The sequence below is a fragment of the Anaerotruncus massiliensis (ex Togo et al. 2026) genome (genome assembly GCF_900199635.1).
Lineage (GTDB): Bacteria > Bacillota > Clostridia > Oscillospirales > Ruminococcaceae > Anaerotruncus > Anaerotruncus massiliensis.
On sequence record NZ_LT962687.1, the window covers coordinates 1,901,076 to 1,923,728 of the forward strand.

Annotated in this window: 22 protein-coding genes; 11 read left to right on the forward strand and 11 right to left on the reverse strand. The window is 65.4% G+C overall.

Annotated elements, in window-relative coordinates:
* Positions 1 to 87 precede the first annotated feature (87 nt).
* Both C1A13_RS09395 and C1A13_RS09400 read right to left on the reverse strand, forming a co-directional pair.
* Entirely contained in the window at positions 88 to 1,311 is a 1,224-nt protein-coding gene (locus tag C1A13_RS09395; RefSeq protein ID WP_172439236.1) for a sporulation protein YqfD, read from the reverse strand.
* 564 nt (positions 1,312 to 1,875) lie between these two features.
* Positions 1,876 to 2,175, reverse strand: a complete 300-nt coding sequence (locus C1A13_RS09400) for a YabP/YqfC family sporulation protein (RefSeq protein WP_101551376.1) — start codon at positions 2,173 to 2,175, stop codon at positions 1,876 to 1,878.
* A 105-nt stretch (positions 2,176 to 2,280) separates the two neighbouring features.
* On the opposite strand from C1A13_RS09400, the gene C1A13_RS09405 reads away from it, so the two are divergent.
* Genes C1A13_RS09405 through C1A13_RS09415 form a run of 3 tightly spaced genes read left to right on the forward strand, consistent with a single transcriptional unit; the run spans position 2,281 to position 6,485 of the window.
* Positions 2,281 to 3,414, forward strand: a complete 1,134-nt coding sequence (locus C1A13_RS09405) for a hypothetical protein (RefSeq protein ID WP_101551378.1) — start codon at positions 2,281 to 2,283, stop codon at positions 3,412 to 3,414.
* Positions 3,415 to 3,448: 34 nt separating this feature from the next.
* On the forward strand, positions 3,449 to 3,667 hold the full coding sequence (locus C1A13_RS09410) for a hypothetical protein (protein ID WP_242970846.1): 219 nt from the start codon (positions 3,449 to 3,451) through the stop codon (positions 3,665 to 3,667).
* Between the two features lie 34 nt (positions 3,668 to 3,701).
* A complete protein-coding gene (locus C1A13_RS09415) occupies positions 3,702 to 6,485 on the forward strand; it encodes an N-acetylmuramoyl-L-alanine amidase (protein WP_101551380.1) in 2,784 nt (927 codons plus the stop codon).
* 42 nt (positions 6,486 to 6,527) lie between these two features.
* Here the strand turns inward: C1A13_RS09415 and C1A13_RS09420 are convergent, their stop codons facing one another.
* From C1A13_RS09420 to C1A13_RS09450, 7 genes are all read right to left on the reverse strand, one after another.
* On the reverse strand, positions 6,528 to 6,953 hold the full coding sequence (locus tag C1A13_RS09420; protein ID WP_101551381.1) for a pyridoxamine 5'-phosphate oxidase family protein: 426 nt from the start codon (positions 6,951 to 6,953) through the stop codon (positions 6,528 to 6,530).
* The gene (locus C1A13_RS09425) at positions 6,950 to 7,435 is read right to left on the reverse strand and encodes a YbaK/EbsC family protein (protein ID WP_101551382.1); all 486 of its coding nucleotides are present in this window, start codon (positions 7,433 to 7,435) and stop codon (positions 6,950 to 6,952) included. The genes C1A13_RS09420 and C1A13_RS09425 overlap by 4 nt, the downstream gene beginning before the upstream one ends.
* A 204-nt stretch (positions 7,436 to 7,639) precedes the next feature.
* Positions 7,640 to 8,065, reverse strand: coding sequence for an ACT domain-containing protein (locus tag C1A13_RS09430; protein ID WP_101551384.1), 426 nt, complete (start codon positions 8,063 to 8,065; stop codon positions 7,640 to 7,642).
* Positions 8,066 to 8,157: 92 nt separating this feature from the next.
* Positions 8,158 to 9,462, reverse strand: coding sequence for a phenylacetate--CoA ligase family protein (locus tag C1A13_RS09435; protein WP_101551386.1), 1,305 nt, complete (start codon positions 9,460 to 9,462; stop codon positions 8,158 to 8,160).
* Positions 9,463 to 9,496: 34 nt separating this feature from the next.
* Positions 9,497 to 10,078, reverse strand: a complete 582-nt coding sequence (locus C1A13_RS09440) for an indolepyruvate oxidoreductase subunit beta (RefSeq protein WP_101551388.1) — start codon at positions 10,076 to 10,078, stop codon at positions 9,497 to 9,499.
* Positions 10,078 to 11,823 (reverse strand): indolepyruvate ferredoxin oxidoreductase subunit alpha, encoded by a 1,746-nt coding sequence (gene iorA, locus C1A13_RS09445; RefSeq protein ID WP_101551390.1) that lies wholly within the window; start codon positions 11,821 to 11,823, stop codon positions 10,078 to 10,080. The genes C1A13_RS09440 and iorA overlap by 1 nt, the downstream gene beginning before the upstream one ends.
* Positions 11,824 to 11,851: 28 nt before the next feature.
* Positions 11,852 to 13,144 carry a phenylacetate--CoA ligase family protein gene (locus C1A13_RS09450; RefSeq protein ID WP_172439317.1) on the reverse strand — a complete coding sequence of 431 codons (1,293 nt, stop codon included), beginning with the start codon at positions 13,142 to 13,144 and terminating at the stop codon, positions 11,852 to 11,854.
* Between the two features lie 339 nt (positions 13,145 to 13,483).
* Between C1A13_RS09450 and C1A13_RS09455 the strand changes: the two genes are divergently transcribed.
* The 8 genes from C1A13_RS09455 to C1A13_RS09490 all read left to right on the forward strand — a co-directional run bounded on the left by C1A13_RS09455 (position 13,484) and on the right by C1A13_RS09490 (position 20,309).
* Complete coding sequence (locus C1A13_RS09455) at positions 13,484 to 14,926, forward strand: FAD-dependent oxidoreductase (protein WP_101551392.1); 1,443 nt, start codon at positions 13,484 to 13,486, stop codon at positions 14,924 to 14,926.
* Between the two features lie 104 nt (positions 14,927 to 15,030).
* Entirely contained in the window at positions 15,031 to 15,423 is a 393-nt protein-coding gene (locus C1A13_RS09460) for a spore cortex-lytic protein (protein ID WP_101551393.1), read from the forward strand.
* Positions 15,424 to 15,437: 14 nt separating this feature from the next.
* The gene (locus tag C1A13_RS09465) at positions 15,438 to 16,664 is read left to right on the forward strand and encodes a peptidoglycan-binding protein (protein ID WP_101551395.1); all 1,227 of its coding nucleotides are present in this window, start codon (positions 15,438 to 15,440) and stop codon (positions 16,662 to 16,664) included.
* Positions 16,664 to 17,197: a peptidoglycan-binding domain-containing protein gene (locus tag C1A13_RS09470; protein ID WP_101551397.1), complete on the forward strand. Its 534-nt coding sequence runs from the start codon at positions 16,664 to 16,666 to the stop codon at positions 17,195 to 17,197. Before C1A13_RS09465 ends, C1A13_RS09470 begins: the two co-directional genes overlap by 1 nt.
* A gap of 447 nt (positions 17,198 to 17,644) precedes the next feature.
* Positions 17,645 to 18,520 (forward strand): DUF5685 family protein, encoded by an 876-nt coding sequence (locus tag C1A13_RS09475; RefSeq protein ID WP_101551399.1) that lies wholly within the window; start codon positions 17,645 to 17,647, stop codon positions 18,518 to 18,520.
* Positions 18,517 to 19,128, forward strand: a complete 612-nt coding sequence (locus tag C1A13_RS09480; protein ID WP_101551401.1) for a J domain-containing protein — start codon at positions 18,517 to 18,519, stop codon at positions 19,126 to 19,128. The genes C1A13_RS09475 and C1A13_RS09480 overlap by 4 nt, the downstream gene beginning before the upstream one ends.
* Positions 19,129 to 19,197: 69 nt before the next feature.
* On the forward strand, positions 19,198 to 19,734 hold the full coding sequence (locus tag C1A13_RS09485; protein WP_101551403.1) for a hypothetical protein: 537 nt from the start codon (positions 19,198 to 19,200) through the stop codon (positions 19,732 to 19,734).
* Between the two features lie 50 nt (positions 19,735 to 19,784).
* Positions 19,785 to 20,309 carry a hypothetical protein gene (locus tag C1A13_RS09490; RefSeq protein ID WP_101551406.1) on the forward strand — a complete coding sequence of 175 codons (525 nt, stop codon included), beginning with the start codon at positions 19,785 to 19,787 and terminating at the stop codon, positions 20,307 to 20,309.
* A 755-nt stretch (positions 20,310 to 21,064) separates the two neighbouring features.
* Here C1A13_RS09490 and C1A13_RS09495 read toward each other — a convergent pair.
* Positions 21,065 to 21,487: an EamA family transporter gene (locus C1A13_RS09495; RefSeq protein WP_101551408.1), complete on the reverse strand. Its 423-nt coding sequence runs from the start codon at positions 21,485 to 21,487 to the stop codon at positions 21,065 to 21,067.
* 5 nt (positions 21,488 to 21,492) lie between these two features.
* Complete coding sequence (gene mnmA / locus C1A13_RS09500) at positions 21,493 to 22,551, reverse strand: tRNA 2-thiouridine(34) synthase MnmA (protein ID WP_101551411.1); 1,059 nt, start codon at positions 22,549 to 22,551, stop codon at positions 21,493 to 21,495.
* Positions 22,552 to 22,653: the final 102 nt, after the last annotated feature.

A 22,653-nucleotide genomic window follows, 5' to 3' on the forward strand; every position in this document is an offset into this window, starting at 1 on the left:
CTTCACGCAAATAACAAGCAGTTTCCACAGTTCTTTATGAATATTTTGTGAAACTTTCCCAGTTTCTTTGGAAACGCGCCAAAATCCCTAGTAGCCTCCCTCGCGCAGAGCCTTTTCCCCCTGTCCTGTGCGGTCGAACACCGGGATTTCCACCTGCCGGGCGATGTCCATCTCCACGAGGTATTCCCCCGTCAGCACGACCCTGCCGCCCTCCGTTTTGGCCGAGACCTCCCGCTTGACCACCGTGCCGGACGCCCACGCGCCCCGCTCCTTCGCGGCGAGCTGCCGCTCGGCGATGCGCAGCGCCGTTTCGGCGCTGATCCGCTCCTCCTCCGTCTCGTAGAAGATGTAGGTTTCGCGCGTCACCGGGAAGGGCATCTCCACGCCGAACAGGACGGGCGGCCGGGTCACCTTCTCCACCTTGTACTCCCCGTCCAACCCCGAATAGAGGAAGAGGGGCAGGCGAACCCCCGGCAGTTCGAGGTAGCGGCGCTTGACCACCCGCCCGGACGGCACCGCGCGCGACTGGGTGAGCGGCACCTCGACGGCGAGGCTCTCGGGGACGCGCGCGATGACCTTGGCGTTGGCGCGCAGCAGGTGGTTGAGCCCCCAGCGGTCCTCAAAGACGCCGCTCACGAGGATCTCCCCCTCCCGGACGGCGTCCCCCTTCTGTACGGCCGCCCGGCCGTCCGTGACCGCCATGCTGACAATCTGGCCGTCCCGCGCCGCCACGACGTTGGCGGGCACTTTGGTGTCGATCTTCTGGGGCGGCACGGTGCGTTCCCGCACGAGCAGCGTCGCGGTGGTGCCGCGGATGTTGAGCGCCGCCCATGAGAGATCGTCCACCTTGAGCTGGACCTCGAGCTGGATCTCCCGCGCGTCGAGCCCGCTTTTGAGGACGCCCCGCCTGACTCCGAGCTCCTCGAGAGCCTGGAGCAGCACCTGGCTGTCCACCCGCTCGTTCCCCTGCACCTCGACCACCCACACGAACTGCTGGGTGACGGCAAAGAAGGCGATGAAGAGCGCCGCGCCGGCGGCCACGCCGATCCTGCGGCGGTAGCGGCGCAGCAGGAAGGGCAGCCCGTGACGCTCCTTCACGCGGGTGACCGCCCCCGCCTTGCGGGCGAGCGGGCGCATCCGCCGGTAGCCGTCCACGGTGGTGCGGCCCGAATATCCCGCCTCCTCCCGCCGGCAGTCCCACAGGGGGACCCGGTGGTGGGCGCAGAGGTTGATGAGGCGCTCGAAGGAACCCGACCGCGCAAAAAATTTGACATGCCCGCGCAGGTAGCGCAGGAACCGGATAAACAGCAAAAAACCACCCCTCAGCTTGTCGAAAATCATTTCGGCAAGCTGAGGGGCCGCTGCGGCGGGTTCTCCGCTCGCTGCGCTCGCTCAACGTGCGGTAGGGACCTACGGTCCCCCCACACACGCCCCCTCCCTTCCGGGGCGGCGGGGCTTGCCGGGTTTGAAACATGGAATCATCGGGATACGGAGGCCCAGCCTGAAAATCATTTCGGCAAGCTGAGGGGCCGCTGCGGCGGGTTCTCCGCCCGCCGCGCCTCTCCAACATGCCGTATGCGTTATAAAACCGGCGGTCCATCTCCGCGCCAAGAGCCTCGCTTCGCTCGGTTGCGCTCCGAAACGCGCCTGCGGGCGCAGCCCCACACACGCCCCCTCCCTTCCGGGGCAGCGGGGCTTGCCGGGTTTGAAACATGGAATCATTGGGATGCGGAGGCTCTGCCAAAAAATCATTTCGGCAAGCTGAGGGGCCGCTGCGGCGGGTTCTCCGCCCGCCGCGCCTCTCCAACATGCCGTATGCGAAATGGCGGGGTCAGGTATGAAGCGCCGGCTTCCCGGCTCCGCCTGTCAAACGATTCAGACCGTGGAGAACTCCAGCGCGGTAAAATATCCCTGCACCGTCATGCTGTCTCCGCTGAGGCATTTTAGGGTCAGGCGGCGGCCGGTGAACTTGAGGATCATCCTCCCGGTGTTGAGCCGGACGATCTGGTCGTTGTATTCGAGCACCCCCTGGCAGTGCTCGATATAGGCTTCGCGGTTGCCGAGCAGCTCCAGCTGCGGCAGACCTTCGAGCACGTCGACCGGCAGCTCGAGGGTGCGGGACACCGCGTCCGCGATCGAATAGCGTTCCTTTTTCCCTTTCTTCCTTCCGAACATCGATTTTCCCCCATCTCCCCGCGGCAAATTTGGGTGCATCCGCCGGGGGACCAGTACATAGATATTATAAAAAGCGGTTTTTTATGTAATCGGGGGTGTGGGCGCGTGAAATGCGCAAAATACCTGTTGGCGGCGTCCGCGGCGGCGTCCGCCGTCGGGCTTTTATGGAAGACCAAGGAGGTGTCGGAGGGGGTGCGCGCGGGGCTCGGGAGCTGCGCGGCGGTCATCATCCCCTCCCTTTTCCCGTTTATGATCCTCGCGGGGCTGATCGCCGCAACGCAGGCGGGGGCGGTGCTCTCCCGCGCGGTAAGCGGCTTTACCCGCCGGGTGATCGGCATGCCGGAAAACCTCGGCGCGGTGCTGCTCATGAGCTTCGTGGGCGGCTTCCCGGTCGGCGCGCGGATGCTCTCCGACATGCTCGCGCGCCGGGAGATCGACCGGGAAACCGCCGAGCGCGCCCTCTGCTGCTGCGTGAACGCCGGGCCCTCCTTTCTCATCTCCGCCGTCGGCGCGGGGATGCTCGGCAGCCGCGCGGCCGGACTCGCGCTGCTCGGCGCGCAGGTGCTCTCCTCCCTCGCCGTCGGCGCGCTCGCCTTCCGGGGCGCGCGGGCCGGCAGTCCGCCGGCCCGCGCGCCCGAACGCTCCCGCGACGCCTTCGTGAACGCCGTGCGCTCCGCCGCCTCGGGCATCCTCTCGATCTGCGCCTTCGTCGTCGCCTTCTCCGCCGTCACCGCGCTGCTGCGCGCCGTCGGGCTCACCGGGGCGCTGGCGGGCGCGCTCGGGAAGCTCTTCCCCGCGCTGGGGGAGCCCTTCTTCACCGCCGCGCTCGCCGGACTGCTGGAAGTCACCGGCGGCTGCATCGCGGCCGCGTCGCTGGGCGGGCGCGCGGGCTTTTTGCTCTGCGCCTTCCTCGTCTCCTTTTCCTCCCTCAGCATCATCTTCCAGGTGCGCTCCTGCTTTTTTGACGGCTGCGGCGTGCGGTTCGGGCGCTTTTACCGCTCCCGGCTGCTCCACGGCGGGCTCACCACCCTCTTCGCCGCCCTCTTCGCCCGGTGGCTGCCCCCCGCCGTCCTCGCGGCGTCCGCCTCCCTCTCCTCTCCTCCCCCGTCCCGCGCGCCGATCCCCACGCCGTCCTGCCCGCTCTCTGCCTGCTCTGCATGTGCTCGATCCTCGCCTTTCCCGAATGGCGTCGAAATGTTCATTTTTACAAGTAGAAATTTCCCCTCCGTTCCTGTATAATGATAGGGTTATATCGGACTTTCGGAGGTGCGCCATGAGCAAGCTGAGACTGTTTTCCAACGAGATCCCGCCCGCCTGCCAGTACTGCAAATACGGGTTCATCACCCGCGACGGGCGTTCGGTGCTGTGTGAAAAAAAGGGTGTGACCTCTCCGTTCACCTCCTGCCGGCGCTACCGCTACGCGCCGCTCAAGCGGGTCCCCAAGCGCCCGCGCGCGCTGCCCGCTTTCGACAAATCGGACTTTGAGCTGTGACGCCCCACTACGGTATAGAAGGAATGTTGCCCATATGAAACCGAAACGGACGCATGTGATCGCGCGCACCCTGCTCCTGTCGCTGGCGATCGTCGCCGCGACCTTCACGGTGCTGCTGGCGAGCGACCTGCTCACCGGCGAGATCATCCCCAAGAGCTATCCCGGGGGGATCGTGCCCACCGCCCCCGAGCTGCGCGCGATGACGGTGCGCACCCGCGGCAACGCGGATTTCCCCTCCGCGCCCAACCTTTCGGCCAAGGCGCTGCGCGGCCAGCTCGACGCGATCGCGGACTTCGCCGCCGAATACGGCTACAACGCCGTCTTCTTTGAAGCGGCTCCCGAGTGTGACGCGCTCTACCGCTCGTCGGTGCTGCCGTCGAGCGCCTATCTCACCGGCGAACAGGGCTCCTTCGCCTTTTTTGACCCGCTCGGCTACCTCGTCGACGAATGCAAGGAGCGGGGCATCCAGGTCTACGCGGTCGTCAACCCCTACGCGGTCGCTTCCGGCGGCCTGGCCGCCTCCTCCCCCGCGGCAAAAAATCCCGGCTGGGTGAAAAACGGCGTCCTCGACCCGTCCGAGCCGGGCGTGCAGAAGCTGGCGGGCAAGGTCGTCTCGGAACTCACCGCCAACTACGACATCGCGGGCGTCGTCCTCTCGGGCGTCGACTCGGGCGTCTTCGACGACGTGGAGGACTACGCCTCCTGCGTCGCCAAAACCGCCGGGCACGCGCACGACAGCCTCAAGCATAAGGATTCCCAGCGGCTCGGCCTCGTCGTCTCGGGCGGCGCGGTGGGCGGCGAAGCCGCCCGCGACCTCTTCTCCGCGCCGCTTGGGAGCGGCGACCTCGATTTCGTCGTGCCGACCTTCGACGGCGTCTCCCTCGACGAGCTGCCCGCCCTCCTTTCGGGCTGGCAGGCCCTCTGCGAAGCCAAAGGCGCCGCCTACTACCCGCTGCACGGCGCGGACGACGCGTCCGCCTTTTCCCACGGGATCGACAACAGCCTCTGGCTGGAACGGCAGTCGGGCGCGGGCGGCATCGTGATCAGCAACTACAGCGCCCTCGATACCGAGTCGCGCACCGCGGCCTATACGCTTTTTGCCGCCTTCAGCCAGAAGGAGCCCGCAGGCATGCCCGACCTCAGCTACCAGAAGGCCCTGACGATCGGGCGGCCGGCCGAGCCGGTGACCGCCGACCCCTCCTGGGGGACCTACTACATCATGGGCACCTCCGACCCCTCCCAGCCCCTCCTCTTTGAGGGACGCGAGCTGGAACGCTCGTCCGAAGGGCTGTGGGGCGTGCTTGTCGACGTGGCCTACGGCTCCAACACCTACACCTTCACGCAGGGCGGGATCAGCAGGACGGCCGCGATCACCCGCAGTTACCCGTCCGAGACGACCACGATCTCCACCATCGTCAAATCGAGCGCCTATCCCGCCAGCTCGGAGGCGGTGCTCGCAGGGCAGCTCCTGAAGCTCTCCTGCACCGCGCCGGGCGGCGGCACGGTGACCGCCGCGGTGGGCGGGCTCACCGCCACCCTCCAGCCGGTCGCGGCGGTGCAAAACGGCGTCGCCGTCACCTATCAGGCGACCCTCGACGTCTCCTCCCTCGCCCTGTCCGGGCAGATCAAGAACATCGGCCCCGTCACCTACCGCCTCAACTACGCGGGCCTCAATTCGAGCCAGCAGACCGCCGGGGAGGTCTATGTCGCGGGCGAGGGGGCGGTCCCCGTCGCGCGGATGAAGACCTTCATCGTCCCCGTCAACAAAAACGCGGCGGACGACGGGCAGTACCTCACCATCCTCAAGAAGGACTGCGTCGACTACATCACCGAAAACGCGGGCGGCGGCTACTACCGCCTCTCCTCGGGCGGCTATGTGCTCAAATCCGCCGTCGACGTCGACGAGGGCGCGGCCACCGCGCAGAGCGCCGTCGCCTCGATCGCGATGGCCAAGGCCCCCAAGGGGGAAAAGCTGACGATCGGCGGCACCGCGCGCCCCGCCTTCACGGGGAGCATGGACGAGAATTCGGTGACCGTCACCTTCCACCACCTCGAAGGCTTTGAAAAGATGAACACCTCGATGCTCGAGAGCACCCTCTGCTCGTCGGTCGAATCGTCGATCAGCGACGACGGCGCCGTGACCCTCACCTTTCATCTGAACGAAGGGGTGCGCCTGAGCGGCTGGGACGTCCAGTTCGACGGGAACGACACGGTCGTCTACCTGCGCGAGCGGCCCGCGTTCGACCGCCTGAGCGCCACCCCCCTCTCGGACGTGACCGTCGTGCTCGACCCGGGCCACGGCGGCACCGACCCGGGCGCCTCGGGCGTGGCGGGCGACGGCGGCCCGTGGGAGAAGACCCTCAACCTCGCCAACGCCTACGCGGCCCAGAGCCGCCTGGAAGCGCTCGGCGCGACGGTCCATGTGCTGCACAGCGACGAGACGATGACCCTCAATGAGCGCATGGAGCTCTCCCAGCAGTTCGACGCGGACCTCTTCATCTCCTGCCACCACAATTCCCTCGGCGTGACCGCCGATTCGGTCGGCGTCTCCGGCATCGAGGTCTACTATTGGAACGACCAGTCGCAGCGCCTTGCTGAGCTCGCGGGCCAGAGCCTCGCGGAGGACAGCGGGCGCAGGCTGCGTTCGGTCGAACGCTCCTACTACCGCGTCACGATGATGACCGCCTGCCCCTCCATCCTGCTGGAATCCGGCTTCATCACCAATCCCGCCGAGTACCAGCAGATCTGCGACGCGTTCGCGATGTACCGGTACGGCAGCGCGGTCGCGGACGCGGTCGTCCAGTACTTCGCCTCCTGAACGTATCAAAAAGCGCCCGGCCTCAACGGCCGGGCGCTTTTTTCACCCCTCCACGGGGAAGTCCTCCGAATGGAAGCTGCTGTAGTACCGCCCCGAAAACGCGGTGAAGTGCAGGACGCAGTAGTCGGGATCGTCCACCCCGCCGGGATAGTACCGCTCGTCCCCCTCCCGCCAGATCTCCGCCTTGATTTCCGGGCTTGTGAGCACCTCCATATGCCCCTTGAGCATCACCCCGCGGAAGAACCGGCGGTCGCAGAAGTAGGCGCACGCCTTTGGGTTTTCCCGGTAGTGTGCGGCGCGCATCGAGGAGGTGTTGGAGGTGAACCACAGCTCGCGGACGCCCTCGCGGCGGCGGGGCGGGAGCATCGCCTTCATCTCGGGGAAGCCCTCGCCGTCGACCGAGCCGATGTAGGAGACGCCCGCGCGGTCGATGAGATTTCCGATCGTCTGGACGGGATCACGCATCATACCGACGTCTCCTCCCAGCCCTTGCAGACGTCGACCCAGCCCGCCGCGCCGGAATAGTCCTCCAGCTCGGCGCAGGTGAGCTCGATGGCGGAATTGCCGCTGCCCGCCGCCGGGAAGACGGTTTCAAACCGCTTCATCGACACGTCCAGGTAGGTCTTTACCGTTTCGTTCTCGATCGCGAAGGGGCAGACGCCGCCGACCGCGTGCCCGGTGAGGGCGAGCGCGTCCTCGGGCGGAAGCATCGACGCCTTCATGGAGAACTGGTCCTTAAACTTGCGGTTGTCGATGCGCGCGTCGCCCGCCATGACGATCAGGACGCACCCCTCCGGGCTCTTGAAGGAGAGGGTCTTGGCGATGCGCGCGGGGATGACGCCGACCGCCTGCGCGGCCAGCTCGACGGTGGCGCTTGAAACCGGGAACTCCAGGACGTCCCCGCCGCGCCCGCGCGCGGCAAAGAACGCCCGTACCTTTTCGATGGACATTTGCACATTCCTCCAAAAAAGGTTGGGCGGAAAAATTTCCGCCCAACCGGCTGATGTTGTTTTCGCGCGTCCGCCCTTCCGCTCCCCATCGCACGGGCCGCGTGCACGGACAGGCGGCGGCGCCGCGCCTGATAAAAGTTTTCGCCAGGCCTTTTTCAAAAGGCCGACCAAAAAATGCCCGTAACTCTAAAAATGCCCGTAACCCTAATACACGTCCTCGCCGCTGAGGATGGGGATGCCGTGGTCGCGCAGGACCTTTTCGGCGGCGTCGTTGTCGGCGACGCGCAGGATGACGTAGGCGGTCTTCTCGGCGTGGCTGACGAAGGCGTACATGTACTCCACGTCCATGCCCGCCTCGCGCAGGATGTTGAGCGCCTCCGCGAGACCGCCGGGGCGGTCCTCGATGCCGACGCCGATGACGCTCGTCTGGGAGACGGTGAAACCCTGCTCCTTGAGGGCGCTTTCGGCGCGGGAGGGATGGTCGACGATGAGGCGCAGGATGCCGAAATTGGTGGTGTCGGCGATCGAGAGGGCGCGGATGTTGATTTCCCGGCCGCTGAGGACGTCGGTGATCTCCGAAAGCCTGCCCGGCTGGTTCTCGACAAAGACGGAAAGCTGCTTGATAACCATATTACACACCCATTCTGCCGCTGTGCCGGCGTTAGTTTGACGATAATGCCCAAAAATCCGGGAAGAAGCTTCCCTTTCTTATGCCAATTATATCATACCAGATGGCGTTTGTCGATAACGCGTTTCGCCTTTCCTTCGCTGCGCTCGATCGTTTTGGGCGAGACGAGGTGCACGTGGACGGCGAGCCCGAGCATCGACTTGAAGCCGTCGACGAGCTGTTTCTCGCGGCGGGAGATGTCCTTGACGGTGTCGCCGAACATCGCGCCCGTCATCTCGACGTAGACGTCGAGGGTGTCGCTGTTCTTGACGCGGTCGACGACGATCTGGTAGTTGGCCGGATAGCCGTGGTTCATGAGCACCGTCTCGATCTGGGACGGGAAGACGTTGACGCCGCGGATGATGAGCATGTCGTCGCTGCGGCCCATCGGCTTGGACATCTTGACGTGGGTGCGTCCGCAGGAGCAGGGCTCGCGGGTGAGCACGCAGATGTCGCGGGTGCGGTAGCGGAGCATCGGGAAGGCCTTCTTGGTGATGCTCGTGAAGACGAGCTCGCCCTTGGAGCCCTCGGGGAGCACCTCGCCGGTGTCGGGGTCGATAATCTCGGCGATGAAGTGGTCCTCGTTGATGTGCATGCCCGTCTGCTCGGCGCACTCGAAGGAGACGCCGGGGCCGGAGAGCTCGGTGAGGCCGTAGATGTCATATGCCCTGATGCCGAGCTTCTTTTCGATGTCGCGGCGCATCTCCTGGGTCCACGCCTCGGCGCCGAAGATGCCCGCCTTGAGCGGGATCTCCTCCGGGCTGATGCCCATCTCCTCGAACGTCTCGCCGATGAAGGCGGCGTAGGAGGGGGTGCAGCAGAGGATGGTGGCGCCCAGGTCCTGGATGAACTGGATCTGCCGCGCGGTGTTGCCGGAGGACATGGGCAGCGTGAGGCACCCCACCTTGTGGGAGCCGCCGTTGAGGCCGGGGCCGCCGGTGAAGAGGCCGTAGCCGTAGGAGACCTGCACCACGTCGCTGCGGGTGCCGCCCGCGGCCACGATTGCGCGGGCGCAGCAGTCCTCCCACAGGTCGATGTCGTCCTGGGTGTAGAAGGCGACGACCCGCTTGCCGGTGGTGCCGCTCGTCGACTGGATGCGCACCGCGTCCTCACGCGGAACGGCGAGCAGTCCGTAGGGGTAGGCGTCGCGCAGGTCCGCCTTGGTCAAAAAGGGCAGCTTGCAAAGGTCGTCAACGGATTTGATGTCCGAGGGCTTGATCCCCTTCTCGTCCATCTTCCTGCGGTAGAACTCCACGTTTTTGTAGGCGTGTTCGACCGTTTCGACGAGGCGCTCGTCCTGCCAGGCTCTGATCTGCTCGCGGGAGGCGCACTCGATTTCGGGCTGGTAGTAGTTTGGCAAAGGAATCCATTCCTTTCTGTCATTAAGATTGGGATCACGCGGTATGGTTCCGGCCGAGCGCGAACGCGCGGCGGTTGAGCTCCAGGAATTTCGCGGGCACGCAGGCCTCGAGCGACGCCTGCCACGCCTCCTCGGGGATGTCGAGCAGGGTGGAGAGCACCCCCATCAGCACGACGTTGACCGCCTTGGCGCTGCCGGCCTGTTCGGCCAGCGAGAGGGCGTCGACCGCCAGCAGGTTCGCGCCGGTGGCGGCGAGCTTTTCGAGGACGCCGTCGGGATATTGAGCCGCGCCGGTGATGACCGGCATCGGGTCGATGCGCTGGTCGTTGACGATGAGCCGTCCGCCCTCCTTCAGGTAGGGCAGCCAGCGGGCGGCCTCGAGCCGCTCAAAGGAGACGACCGCATCGGCCTCCCCCTCGGAGACGATGGGGGAATAGACCTTGTCGCCGTAGCGCACATAGGTGACGACGGAACCGCCGCGCTGGCTCATGCCGTGCACCTCGGAGACCTTGACGTCGAACCCGCGCGAGAGCAGCACGTTGCCGAGCAGCTTGGAGGCGAGCAGCGAGCCCTGCCCGCCGACCCCCACGATCATGACGCTTTTTACGTTTGCCATCAGCCCTGCACCTCCGCGGAAGATTTCAGCGCGCCGAACGCGCACATTTTTTCACACAGCCCGCAGCCGACGCAGAGGGTCTGGTCGACGGTGACGTGGCCCTCCGCCGCGCTGATCGCGGGGCAGCCGATCCTCATGCAGGCCTTGCAGTTTTTGCACTTCTCCACGTCCACGGTGAGCGGCGGGTTGTGCTTCACATATTTGAGCAGCGCGCAGGGCCGCCGGGTGACGATCACCGACGGCTCGTCGGCGGCGAGCTCCTCCTTGATCACGGTCTCAAGCTCCTTCAGCTCGTTCGGGTCGACGACGCGCACCCGCCTGACGCCCGCCGCCTCGCAGATCTTCTCGATCGAAACCTGCGGGGTGGGCTGGTTTTTGAGCGTGAGGCCGGTCGTCGGGTTCTGCTGGTGGCCGGTCATGCCGGTGATCGAGTTGTCGAGCACGATCACCGTCGAGTTGCCGCGGTTATAGGTGATGTCGATGAGCCCGGTGATGCCCGAGTGCATGAAGGTGCTGTCGCCGATGACCGCGACGGATTTTTGGGCCGAGTCGCCGCCGCGCGCGGTGTTGAAACCGTGCAGCCCGGAGATCGACGCGCCCATGCAGACGGTCGTGTCGAGCGCCCCGAGCGGGGGCAGCGCGCCGAGGGTGTAGCAGCCGATGTCGCCGCTGACCATCACGCCGAGCTTGTGCAGCGTGTAGAAGAGGCCGCGGTGAGGGCAGCCGGGGCAAAGCACGGGCGGGCGCACGGGCACCGCTTCGCCGAAGGAGAGCCCGCCGGGGACCTCCCCGCCGAACGCCTTGGCGACCATCCGCTGGGAATACTCCCCGCAGAGGCCGAGACGGTCCTTGCCGCCGTCGACCCGCACGCCGTTCGCGCGGCAGAAGGTCTCGATGACCGGGTCGTGCTCCTCGACCACGTAGAGGGTCTTCACCTTCGCGGCGAAATCCCGGATGAGCTTCGCGGGCAGCGGGTTCACAAGCCCGAGCTTGAGGACGCTCGCGGCGGGGAACGCCTCCTTCACATACTGGTAGCAGGTGCCCGAGGTGATGAAGCCGACCTCCGCGTCCCCCATCTCCACCCGGTTGAGCGGGGTGGTCTCGGCGAACTCCGCGAGCTTTTTCATCCGCTCCTCGACAAAGACATGCCGCCCGACCGCGTTGGCGGGCATCATGACATATTTTTTCGGGTTCTTCTCATAGGCCTTCAGCGGGTATTCGGTGCGCTCCTTCGGCTCCACGATGCTCTGGGAGTGGGCGATGCGGGTGCAGGTGCGGAAGATGACCGGCGTGTCGAACGTCTCGGAGATCTCGTACGCCGCCGCCACGAGGTCGATGCAGTCCTTTGAATCGGCGGGCTCGACCATCGGCAGCTTGGCCGCGATCGCGTAGTGGCGGGAATCCTGCTCGTTCTGGGAGGAATGCATGCCCGGGTCGTCCGCCACGCCGATGACCATGCCGGCGTTCACGCCGGTGTAGGAGGCGGTAAAGAGCGGATCGGCCGCGACGTTGAGGCCCACGTGCTTCATCGCGCAGAAGGAGCGCGCGCCGCCGATGGCCGCGCCGAGCGTCGCCTCCATGGCGACCTTCTCGTTGGGGGCCCACTCGGCGTAGATCTCGTCGTACTCGCTCGCGTACTCGGAGATCTCGGTGGAGGGGGTGCCGGGATAGCTCGAGACGAACCGGCAGCCTGCCTCGAAGAGTCCTCTGGCAACCGCCTGGTTGCCAAGCATCAGCTGTTTCATATATGTACTCCTTTAATGAATTACTTATTCAGCGCAGGTCGACGACCCGCTTGGCCTTGCCCTGGAACCGCTCGATCGTCTTGGGCTGCACGAGGGTGACCTTCGCGTCGATGCCCAGAACGGTGCGCAGTTTGGCGTGGATCGTCTCCTGGAGCTTTTCGAGGTCGGACCACCGCTCGAGCAGCGAGCCGTCGATCAATTCGACCTTGACCTCGAGCGTGTCGGTGTAGCCCTCATGCCGCACATAGAGCATGTAGTGCGGGCTGATCTGGCTCATCGGCATGAGCACGCTCTCGATCTGGGAGGGGAACACGTTGACGCCCTTGACCTTGATCATGTCGTCGCTGCGGCCCATGATCTTGTCCATGCGGGCGGTCGTGCGGCCGCATCTGCAGGGGGCGTAGGTCACGCGGGAGAGGTCGCGGGTGCGGTAGCGCAGCAGAGGCAGCGCCTCCTTGGTCAGCGTCGTGATGACCAGCTCGCCGACCTCGCCCTCCGCCTTTTCCTCGAGGGTGTCGGGGTCGACCACCTCGGTGAAGAAGTGGTCCTCGTTGATATGTAAGCCGTCGCGGAATTCGCATTCGCCCGAGACCCCCGGGCCGATGAGCTCGCTCATGCCGTAGTTGTCGGTGGCGAAGAGTCCGAGCTTCTGCTCGATCTTCGCCCGCATCTCGGGGGTGCTGCCCTCCGAGCCGAAGAGGCCGATGCGCAGCTTGAAATCATCCGGCCCGTAGCCGAGCTCGGCGGCCAGCTCCCCGAGGTAGAGCGCGTAGGTGGGGGTGGCGATCAGCGTCGTGGTGCCGAAATCCTTCATCAGCATGATCTGCTTTTCCGAATTGCCGGAGGAGGAGGGCACGACCGAGGCGCCCAGCCGCTCGAGGCCGTAGTGCAGGCCGAGCGCGCCGGTGAAGAGGCCGTAGCCGAAGCAGATCTGCGCGATGTCCTCGTCGTTCACGCCCGCGGCGGCGATGAGGCGCGCCATAATCTCGCTCCACATGTCGAGGTCGTTTTTCGTGTATCCGACGACGGTGGGCTTGCCGGTGGTGCCGCTCGACGCGTGGATGCGCACGACCTTTTTCTGCGGCACCGCGAAGAGGCCGAAGGGGTAGTTGTCGCGCAGGTCGTCCTTGGTCGTCGGCGGGATATACTTGATGTCGGAGAGGGCTTTGAATTTGTCGGGGTCGAACCCGGCCGCGTCAAACCGATCGTGGTAGAGCTTCACGTTGTCGTAGCAGTATCGCACGATGTGCTTCATCCGCTCCAGCTGGAGCGCCTCGATCTGCTTTCGCGGCATCGTTTCGGCTTCCCGGTTGTAGATCATGATTACCTTCACTCCGTTTCCTTTTGCGGCGTCGCCGCCGGGCGCTTTAACGCATTTATCCGTTAAACCCTATTGTTTTATCATACTGCGATCCGCTTCCAAAATCAAGCCTTCCGCCATCTTTTTTTCACTTCTTTCCCCGCCGGGCGGACATTTTTCCCCAAAATGCCGCCCCGACGGCCGGGCCCCGGCGGTTTTCCCGCCAGCGGCGGGAAACTTTTTCCCCGGCGGGAATAATTTTCATGCGGTGGCCCACGCTAGGAATAAGAAGTCGAAGGAGCGTGGTCATATGGGAACAGTCGTCAAACGGGCGGTCCGCCGCGCGGGGGTGAAAAAGCCGTGAGCGAATCCATCTGGAGCAAAACCGCCGCGCTGCCGGAACGGCCGGCGCTCGCGGGCGGCCTCGACGTGGACGCGGCCGTCATCGGCGGCGGGATGGCGGGCGTGCTGACCGCGCATTTCCTGAAGGCGGCGGGGCTGCGCACCGTGCTGCTGGAGGCCTCGCGCGTGGGCGGCGGGCAGACGAAAAACACCACCGCCAAGATCACCAGCCAGCACGGGCTCATCTACCACCGGCTGATCGAGCGGTCGGGGGAGGAGCCGGCGCGGCAGTACGCCGACGCCAACCAGCGCGCCGTCGCGGAATACCGGCGCATGGTCCGGGAGCTCGGGATCGACTGCGATTTCACCGAGGCCCCGGCGTACCTCTATTCCACCGCCGAGCGGGAACCGCTGGCACGGGAGTTCGAGGCGGCGAAAGCGCTCGGCATCGGCGCGGCCTACGGTTCCCAAACGGAGCTCCCCTTCCCCGTGGCCGCCGCCCTGCGCTTCGACGGGCAGGCGCGGTTCCATCCGCTCAGGTTCCTGCGCGCCGTCGCCGGGCCGCTCGAAATCTACGAAGGGACCCCCGTGCGCTCCGTGGAGGGCAACCGGATCTTCACCGACCGCGGCGAGGTGACGGCGGCAAAGATCGTGTTTGCCTGCCACTACCCCTTCCTGAACGCGCCCGGCTACTACTTCATGCGGATGCACCAGGAGCGCAGCTATGTCCTCGCGCTCAAAAACGCGTCCAAACTCACCGGGATGTACCTCGGCGTCGACGCGGACGGCCTCTCCTTCCGGCCGCAGGGGGACCTGCTGCTGCTCGGCGGCGGGAACCACCGCACCGGCGAAAACTCCGCGGGCGGGCAGTACCAAAGGCTGCGGGAAGCGGCGAAAACCTACTGGCCCGAGAGCGCCGAGGCGGCGGCGTGGAGCGCCCAGGACTGCATGACGCTGGACGGGGTGCCCTATATCGGCCGGTACTCCGCCTCGACGCCCGACTGGTACGTGGCGACCGGCTTCCAAAAGTGGGGCATGACCTCCTCCATGGTGTCCGCCCTTTTGATCACCGGCCTGATCACAGAGGGGAAAAGCCCCTGGGAGCAGGCGTTCACGCCCCAGCGGTTCAACCCCTCCGCCTCCGCCAGGACGCTGATGCGGGACACCGCCCAGGCCGCGAAGGGGCTGGCGCGCAAATTCCTCACGCCGCCGCGGGAGGATATCGAGGCGCTGCCCCGCGGGCACGGGGGCGTGGTGGAGTACGACGGCGAAAAGGTCGGGGTCTATAAGGATGAAGCCGGCGAAGCGTTCATCGTATCGGTCCGCTGTCCCCATCTGGGCTGCCAGCTGGAGTGGAACCCGGACGAAAAGAGCTGGGACTGCCCCTGCCACGGCTCCCGGTTCGACTTCCGCGGCCGCCTCATCGACAACCCGGCGCAGGAGGGGCTGGAGGGGGAATGATCCCCCTCCGGCTTTTTTTGCTTCTTTCGCGCCCTTTCCTGACAAGGCGCGCCCCTCTCCCGCATAAGCTGTTGGTAAGAACTATCCAGCAAGGAGGGGTCCCATTGGATGAAAACGGCACAATCCGCGTCCGTGTTTTTACGGGCCGGGCACAGATTCCGCTGGAGGACGCCACGGTGGCGGTCACCCAAAAATCCCCGGACGGCAGGCACCGCCTGGTCGCCGTCCGCGTCACGGGGGAAAGCGGGGAGATCGACCCGGTCGCCATCCCCGCCCCCGCCGCGGCGGACAGCACCTCGCCGGGCGCCGCGGAAGCGCCCTTTTCCGTCTGCGACGTATGGGCGGAGCATCCGCTCTACGAGCTTTTGACGGTGGAGGACGTCCAGATTTTCGCGGGGATCGAGACGCTCCAGGAGATGAAGCTGATCCCGCTTCCGGAGAATACGGCGCCCCGGGACGCGGCGGGAGAAGTGCGCGTCACCCCCCAAGACCTGTAAAGGAGGCTTTCCCCATGCCAATCACCGTCCTTCCCTATATCCCGGAGTATATCACCGTCCATCTCGGGACCCCCGGCTCCGGCGCGGAGAACGTCACCGTCTCCTTCCCCGACTACATCAAGAACGTGGCTTCCAGCGAGATCTATCCCACCTGGGAGCCCGCCGCCCTGCGCGCGAACATCCTGGCGCAGATCTCCTTCGCGCTCAACCGGGTCTACACGGAATACTATCCCAGCCGGGGCTACTCGTTCCACATCACGAACAGCACCGCCACCGACCAGAAATTCATCTACGGCCGGAACATCTTCGACAACATCGAGCAGATCGTCGACGACATCTTCAATACATACATCCGGCGGATCGGCTACGTGGAGCCGCTGGCCGCGAAATTCTGCAACGGCACAACCACCACCTGCGACGGGCTTTCCCAGTGGGGCAGCCAATACCTGGCGCAGGACGGTTACGACTCCATGCAAATCCTGCGAACCTATTACGGCGACGGCATCGAGCTGGTGCCCGACGCCCCCGTGCAGGGCGTGCGCGCCTCCTACCCCGGCTCCCCCCTGCGGCAGGGCTCCGCCGGCGAGGCCGTGGTGGTCGTCCAGACCTCCCTCAACCGCATCTCCCAGGACTACCCCGCCATCCCCAAGATCTGGCCGGTGGACGGAATTTTCGGCCCCGCCACGGAAAACGCCGTGAAGCGGTTCCAGAGCATCTTCAACCTGGCCGCCGACGGGGTGGTGGGCAGGGCCACCTGGTATAAGCTGGTGCTCCTCTACGTCGGCGTAAAGGACCTCGCCGAGCTCGTGAGCGAGGGGCAGACCTTCTATAACGTCTCCTTCCAGTATCCCGGCGAGTCGCGGGAGCGGTCCTCCGGCGACGGCGTCGTCGCCCTTCAGTTCATGCTCGCCGTCCTGTCCGAGTTTTACGACAACCTCCCCTTCCTCCCGGTGGACGGCGTCTTCGGCCCGAGAACCAGGCAGGCGGTCACGGCGTTCCAGCAGATGGCCGGCCTGCCGCAGACGGGCGTCGCCGATGAAACGACCTGGGACGCGATCTATGAGGCCTACGCGGGGGCGGCCTCCGCCATCCTCAGCGACGGGGTCCGCTTCCCCGCGGAGCTCTCCGACAGCGCCGCGCGGGAGGAGTTCGAGACCTACGCCCTCTCGACCCGCCTGACCCAGTTCCCCGGATACCCGCTCTCCCTGGGCAGCCGGGACCGGAAAGGAGGCGCCGCCTGATGCTTCCGGAACGTTTTCTGCTCGGGCGTCCCGTCCGGAGCCTCCAAACCATGCTGCGCGCCATCTCGCTGTCCTACCCCTTCCTGCCCCGGCTCGTTCCCGACGGCATCTTCGAGGAGCGGACGGAGCTGGCGGTCGTCCTTTTCCAGCAGAACTTCGGCCTGCCGCCCACCGGCACGGTCGACAACGACACCTGGGACGCCATCGCGTCCGTCTACCGCGGCGTCGTCGCGCGCACGCGCCTGCCGCGGGGCGCGGACGTCTACCCCTCCCCCTCCTTCCGGGTGGAGCCGGGCGGGGAGACGCTGCATCTGCTGGTCGTCCAGTCGATGTTCAAATCCCTCTCCCACGTTTTGGATGAGGTGCAGGACGCGGAGGTCGACGGCCGGCACGCCGACGGCACCGCGGCCAACACCCTCTGGCTGCAAGGCAGGGGAAACCTGGAGGAGTCCGGGGTCTTCGACAACCTCTCCTGGGAACTGCTCACCCGGCTTTACGCGATCTTCATCACCCGGAACCTGAGCGTCGAATGACCGCGGCGTTCTTTCCGCGGACAACTCAGGCCATCACAGGAAAAAGAGCGGCACGGGCGCATGCCCGCGCCGCTCTTTTTCGTCTGACCCGGCGCCTCCGGGCGGAAAACCGGTCCGCCCGGTGCGGACAGTCCTCCGCGCGGATGCGTTCGAGCCCACGCTTTGCCGGCGCAAAAGCGGAGCCCGGGCACGGTTTACGCAAACAAGGCCTTTTTGAATCACAAATCCATAACGTTATTTCGTGGAATTCATAGTTTATTAAACAAATTCACGGCCTTTTCGTGTAAAATAAGAGAGTTCAGAAAGTTCTGTGAAAATTGCCGGAAAATCCGCGCCCCGGGCGCGGATCGCACGTTTTTTTACAAGGATTCCCCGGTTTGCCCATCGCGGACAGGGTGAAAAAACCTGCCGTTCCGCGGAAAATCTTCACCCGATCGGGAGACACTAATGTTTGGTTACATCAAGCCCTTCAAAGGCATGCTGCGGGTCTGCGAGTACGAAACCTATAAGGCGGTCTACTGCGGACTCTGCAAACAGCTCGGCCGGGAGTACGGCCCCTTCGCCCGGCTGACCCTCAGCTACGACTTCACCTTCCTCGCGCTGCTCGACCTGTCCCTCTCGGGAGAACACCTCGCCTTCGCCCCCGGGCGCTGCATGCTCAACCCGCTCAGAAAAATCCCCTGCTGCCCCAGCTGCGGGCAGCTCGACTTTTCCTCGGGCGTCGCGATGATCATGCTCTATTACAAGGTGCTCGACAACTACCGCGACGGCGGCTTCGGCTCCCGGCTGGGCGCGGCGCTTGCCACGCCCTTCGCGCGGCACGCCTACAAAAAGGCGGCTGACCGCTTCCCCGGCGTGGCGCAGATCATCTATGAGACGATCAGCAAGCAGAGCGCGCTCGAGGACGAACAGTGTGACAGCGTCGACCGCGCCTGCGAGCCCTCCGCGCTCGCCCTCTCGGGCATCTGCGGCCTGCTCACCAACGACAGCACTCAGAAGCGGGTGCTCGAACGGTTCGGCTACCTGCTCGGGCGGTACGTCTATCTGGCCGACGCGCTCGACGACCTCGAGGAGGACGCCCGCCGCCACAGCTACAACCCCTTTCTGCTGCGGGAGAAGACGCCTTCCCCCACGCCCGAACAGCTCGCCGCCATCCGTGAAAACGCCAAGGGCTCCCTCTTTTTGACGATCGGGGAGATCATCAAGGCGTACGAGCTGATCGGCCTGCACGACTATAAGCCGATCCTGGACAACGTCATCCACCTCGGCCTGCGTGATACCGTCGAACGAATCTTGCTGCCAAAGGAGACTGAAAACCGATGACAGATCCGTATAAGGTCTTAGGGATCTCCCCCAACGCCACCGACGAACAGGTGAAGGCCGCATACCGGGAGCTTGCCAAAAAGTATCACCCGGACAACTATGCGAACAACCCCCTGTCCGACCTGGCCGAGGAGAAGATGCAGGAGATCAACCAGGCATACGACGCGATCGTCGCGCAGCGCCGGGCGGGCGGACAGTCCGGCGGTTATTCGGGCGGCGCCTATGCGCAGGGCGCTTCCCAGTTCGCGGACATCCGCCGCATGATCAATTCCGGACGGCTGGCCGAGGCGCAGGAGCTCCTTGACGGCGTGGCCGCCGCCAGCCGCGACGCGGAGTGGTACTTCCTCAAGGGCAGCATCTACTATTCGCGCGGATGGCTCGACGACGCGCTCCAGAGCTTCCAGAAGGCCTGCCAGATGAACCCCCAGAACAGCGAGTATTCCGCCGCCTACAACCAGCTGCTCTGGCAGCGGCAGAACGGCCGTCCCCAGTACGGCGGCGGCTCCTACCAGACCGGCTCCGTCGGCGGGTGCAGCTGCTGCGACATCTGCGCCGCCATGTACTGCGCCAACTGCTGCATGGACTGCTGCGGCAACAGCTGCTTCTGAGCCGCCCGCCGTCCCTCGCGCTTTCCGGGCGCCGCAGGCCCGCATCAGAACCATCGGAGGCGTCCGTCTATGAAAAAAAGTACCCAGGTGGCGATTGGCGGCCTCTCCGCCGCCCTCTGCCTGCTGATGATGTTCATGACCGGCCTGATCCCCTTTTCCTCCTACGTCTTCCCCGCGATGGCCGGCATCGTCCTCATCGCCGTCGAGGAGGAGAACGGCACCAAGACCGCCATGCTTGTCTACGTTGCCGTCTCGGTGCTCGCCATGTTCATCGTCCCCGACCAGGAGGCCAAGGTCCTCTTCGTCATGCTGCTCGGCTATTACCCCATGCTCAAGTCCCGCATCGAGCGGGCGCCGCGCCCCATCGCCTATCTGCTCAAATTCCTGCTCTTCAACGGCGTCATCGTCGCCTTCTACTATGTGATGCTCTACGTCTTCGGCATCCCCGACATGCTCGAGGGCTGGGGCGACTTCGGGAAGTATACCATCGTCGTCGCCCTCGCCTTGGTCAACTTCACCCTCTTTATGTACGATTTTCTGCTCTCCCAGGTGCTGCGCATCTACCGCGGCTGGTTCCGCCCAAAGATCCTGCGCAAGATCACCTGACGGGCTTGATTCTTCCCCGCGCGGCGGGGATTTTTTCGAGGTGATTGCTTATGCTGCGACAGCGTTCCCGTCCCCATACCGCGCTTGTGCTGGTGCTCTCCATCCTCTGCGCCATCCTCATCGCGCTGGGGCTTTTCCTCTTCCTGCGCAACCTGAACGGCTCTTCCGGCGAAGTCAAAAGCGCCTTCCGGGTGGAGGGGCTCGACCCCGCCGCCCAGACGGGCACCCCGCCCGGCGCGCCCTGGAATGAGAAATCCCCCGGTGAAAACCTCTTCGGCTACCGCGTCAGCTCCACCGTCACCTTCCAGTCGGACGGCACGGGCGGCGGACTCAACGTGCAGAACCCCGCGTTCAACGAATACCTTATGGTCGTCGAGCTGACCGCGGACGGGGACGAGAGCGTCCTCTACCGCTCCCAGTACATCGCCCCCAACCAGTACATATCCAAGGTCGACCTCCGTGAGCCGCTCGCCCCGGGCGAGCACGAGGGCACCGTCTATCTCAGCGCGGTCGACCCCAAGACGCTCGACGTCGTCGGGGTGCTCGAAAATCCCATCCTCATCAAAGTGAAGTGAGAAATAAAAGGAACCGGCCGCAGGGCCGGTTCCTTTTTGGATATTCCGCCCCCCTGGGCGGCGGGGGCTTTCCTTAGATTTGTCGCTCGGGAAGCGGCGGAGCTTGCCGCGCTGCGCCCGGCGGGGCTTTTTCGGGAATTGCCGCTTTTCAAGCGGCAAGAATTACGAGCGCGTTCCGCCGCGCGCCACGGGTTCCTTTTCGGACGGACGAAAAGGAACCAAAAGTCCGCCTAAGGGGGCTCCACCGCCCCCTTAGGAATCCCCTGGAGACGCCTTGCCAGTACCCGCCGGTTACCGTCACTCCCCACAGGTACACTAGCTGAGGGCTCAATTCAGGTTGCGGACGCTCCCAACCGCCGTATCTCCCCGGGTGCACCTGTAAGAGCGTTCTTGAGGCTCTCGGGAAGAGGCGTTGCGCCTGCGGGCGCGGCGGCTGACGGGCTGCTGTAGACTGGTGCTTCGATCCGTCATACGGGGACGCGACTTTCTGGGCCAAAGGCCCATTTGTCGCGGCCTGGGGGTCAAGGATTTGGCCGTAGGCCAACCTTATAGAGAATCCGGCCCGCAGGGCCGGGTCCGCGCAGCGGACTCAAGCCGGGGTCGCGGGGCGGAGCGCCCGCGAGCGGCCGTCGCGCATAGCGCGCTCCGGGCGCAGCCCGGGCAGGCCGCTTCAAGCCCCCTGCGGCTTCTTTCCCCCATTTCTTGTCCGTACAAGAAATGGGGCCGCCCGCCGGGGCGGGACCCGGCAACTACACCTATCGGCGGTTGAGGAAGAACAGCCCGGCTACGCAGAGCACAATACCGATCAGCTGGTTGTGGGAGAGCTTCTCGCTGAAAAAGAGCAGTCCCACAAAGAGCAGGATGACGGCGAGCGCAATGTTGGCGACGAGGGAACAGACGCTGATGTTCCAGCCCGCGCGGTAGGCGTAGATATAGCCGAGCTCCAGCCCGACGATCGACGCGCCGAGCGCGGCGCTCGTCCAGTTGATCGAGCGGAAGGCGGCCGCCGAATCCCCCTGCGCGGTCACGAGCAGCATCCCGAAGGAGACCGCGCCCGCGGTCAGGTAGGTGATCACGAGCGCGGCGAACGGGTTCGCACCCGCCGGCATCGTCTTGGTGAAGAGGTTGTAGAGCACGTTGGAGGCCACGATCATGACGATCGGGACGAGTAGGTTCATCGATGTCACTCCTTATCCTGTCCTGCCGCGCGGATGGTCGCGCCGCCCACCACGCGTTCCCCGTCGTAAAAGACCACGGCCTGTCCCGGCGTGATCGCGCGCTGCGGGGAATCGAACCGCACCCGCACCTCCCCCTCCCCGAGGGGATAGACGGTGGCCGGGGCGGGGGTGTGCGCGTAGCGGATTTTGGCCCGCACCGAAAGCGGCCCGCCGAGCGCGCCGCCCGAAATGAGCCGCAGCCCGTCCGCGAACAGCGTGTCGCGGAAGACCGCCGACTCGTCCGACAGGGTGACGGTGTTATGCTCCGGATCAAGGCGGCTCACATAACGGTGGGTCCCGAAGGCGACCCCAAGCCCCTTGCGCTGCCCGATCGTATAGTGCAGCACCCCCCGGTGCCGTCCGATCACGTTGCCCGCGTCGTCGAGGTAATCCCCCTCCTCGGGGGTCTTTCCGGTGTGCCGGGCGATGAAGGAGACATAGTCGCCGTCCGGCACGAAGCAGATGTCCTGGCTGTCCGATTTGGACTGCACCGGCAGTCCCGCTTTCGCGGCCAGCGCGCGCACCTCGCTCTTGTCGTAACGGTCGAGCGGCAGCAGCAGCATCGAAAGCTGGCGCTGGTTCAGGTGGTAGAGCACGTAGGACTGGTCCTTGCGGGGCTGGGCGCTGCGCCACAGCTGATAGCGGCCCGACGCCTCGTCGAACCGCACCGCCGCATAGTGCCCCGTCGAGATGCGGCCGTACCCGAGGCGCTCGGCGTCCCGCGCGAACGCGCCGAACTTGACGCTCCGGTTGCAGGCGATGCAGGGGTTTGGCGTCTCGCCGCGCAGGTAGCCGTCCGCGAAGCAGTCGAGCACCCGCTCGGAAAAGAGGGCGCGGTAATCGAAGACGTAATGCGGGATGCCGAGCTTCTCGCAGACCGCCTTCGCGTCGGAGACGTTTTGCTCGGGGCAGCCGTCGAAGAGCTCGAACGTTGCGCCGCCCACCTCATAGCCCCGCTCCTTCAGGAGCAGCGCCGCCACCGAGCTGTCCACGCCGCCGCTCATGGCGACCAGCACCTTTTCCATTTTTACGCGCCTCCCTTCAACGCAACAGGCGAAGCCTCGCTTCGCGCGGCTCCGCCTGTTTACCGCACATATGAGTCCGTTCTTTCGGTATGCCCCCCAGGG